Source organism: Stenotrophomonas pictorum JCM 9942 (assembly GCF_001310775.1).
Taxonomy (GTDB): Bacteria; Pseudomonadota; Gammaproteobacteria; order Xanthomonadales; family Xanthomonadaceae; genus Stenotrophomonas; species Stenotrophomonas pictorum.
The window spans coordinates 1-1,715 of sequence record NZ_BAZI01000477.1; the positions used below are offsets into that span (position 1 = coordinate 1).

General features: G+C 68.4%; 3 protein-coding genes. All 3 read right to left on the reverse strand.

The annotated features are described in order from the left end of the window. Positions 1 to 101: 101 nt before the first annotated feature. Positions 102 to 494, reverse strand: a complete 393-nt coding sequence (locus tag JCM9942_RS15195; protein ID WP_054660678.1) for a VOC family protein — start codon at positions 492 to 494, stop codon at positions 102 to 104. Positions 495 to 522: 28 nt separating this feature from the next. Then, complete coding sequence (locus tag JCM9942_RS15200) at positions 523 to 864, reverse strand: hypothetical protein (protein ID WP_054660680.1); 342 nt, start codon at positions 862 to 864, stop codon at positions 523 to 525. A 174-nt stretch (positions 865 to 1,038) separates the two neighbouring features. Continuing rightward, positions 1,039 to 1,715: dihydrolipoamide acetyltransferase family protein (locus JCM9942_RS15205; RefSeq protein ID WP_083468581.1), on the reverse strand; the 677-nt coding region annotated here is incomplete at its 5' end.

Below are 1,715 nucleotides of genomic sequence, written 5' to 3' on the forward strand. Positions count from 1 at the left end.
CTGCCGCCGGCCACCAGCACCCGGGCGCCGGCAAGGGAGGAATCGGACATCGGGGCATCTCCAGCGGAAAAGTGATTGCCATTATCGGCGCGCCGGCGCGGTTACTCCCAGGTGTTGGGGGTCTGTCCGCGCGCCGGATGCTTCATCGCCACCACGCAGAAGCGGTGACCGGTCGGCGCCTCCATCACCCACCAGCGTTTGACGAAGCCGATGCGGCGCGCGCCCAGTGCTTCCAGCCGGTCGGCTTCGGCGTCGATGTCGTCGGCCTCGATATCCAGATGCACGCGCGAAGGGTGGCTGACCCGCTGCACTTCCACCTGCAGCTCACCGGGCGCATCGCGCAACCGCGTGTACTGCGCGCCGTCGCCGTCGCTGTCGGTCTCGGCCGGCAGCGCCTGCAGGCCCAACGCCGCGCTCCAGAAGGCCGCGGCGGTATCACTGTCGGTGTCCTGGCAATCGATGATGAAACCGGCCAGACGGCTGCGGTGGCTCATGGCGATACTCCCGGTCCGGTGGCGACGTTCAGCGGGGCAGGTTGGACAGGAACAGCTCGACCTTGCCGCAGGCCGGGCAGGCATGCAGCTCGAACTCCTCGCGGTTGACGAACAGTTCGCCCAGATCGCCCAGCAGGAACGGCATGGCCTGCGAACCTTCGTGGAAGCGCTTGCGGCCGATGAACTCCATCCGCGAGCCCGGGCAGCGCAGGCACTGGATCAGGCGCGGCGGCTGCAGCCATGGCGCGCTGGCCTCGGGCCGGAATGGCCGTTCCGGCACCGAGCCGTCGGCATGGGTGCCGCAGTTCCAGCACTGTTCGAAGTTGTCTTCGTTGGCTTCCTTGCAGTTGCTGCAGACCCAGCTGTTCATCAGGCGTACCGTCGGAGGTGGAGGTGGATGTGCGCATCCTAGCGCCGTGACCGCAGACCGGGGTGACAGTGCGCAACGCGGTGCCCGCGCCCTCGGCAACGCAAGACCCGGTTCCTCCGCCCCAAAAAAAAGCCCGCATTGCTGCGGGCTGAAGTCTTGCTGCAAACAAACTGCTCAGTGGGCCAGGGCCAGATCGTCGATCATCGCGCGCAGGAAGCGGGCGGCTTCGCCACCGGTGCAGGCGCGGTGGTCGAAAGTCACCGACAGCGGGATCACCTTGTGCGTTTCCACGCCGCCCATCACCGGGGTCAGCTGGAAGCGGGCGCGCCCGGCGGCAACGATTGCCACGCACGGTGGCACCACCACCGGGGTGGCATAGCGGCCGGCGAACATGCCGAAGTTGGACAGGCTGATGGTGTAGCCGCTGAGCTCGGACGGGGCGATGGAGCGGTCTTCCACCTGCTGGCGCAGGCGGTTGATGCCTTCGCGCACGCCGCGGGCGTCGAGCATGTCGGCATTGCGCAGCGCCGGCACGAACAGGCCGTCATCGGTGTCCACGGCGATGCCGATGTCGACCTGCGCGTGCAGGGTGCGGGTGAGGGTGTCACCGTCGAACCAGGCGTTCATCGCCGGCACCGCCTGGCAGGCGGCGACGATCGCCCGCACCAGCCGCGAGGTCATGTCGTTGCCCGGCATCCAGGCATGGATGTCGGCGTCGTCATTGAGCGTGGTGGGCACGACCTTGCTGTGCGCGTCGGCCATGACCCGGGCCATGTTGCGGCGCACGCCCTTGAGCGGTTCCGGCTGGCCCTTGGCGACCATGCCCGGCGGGGCGGTGCGCATCGGCTTGC

Coding starts and splice junctions, on each gene's coding strand:
- JCM9942_RS15200 (WP_054660680.1), bottom strand. CDS start 864: ATGAACAGCTGGGTCTGCAGCAACTGCAAGGAAGCCAACGAAGACAAC.
- JCM9942_RS15195 (WP_054660678.1), bottom strand. CDS start 494: ATGAGCCACCGCAGCCGTCTGGCCGGTTTCATCATCGATTGCCAGGAC.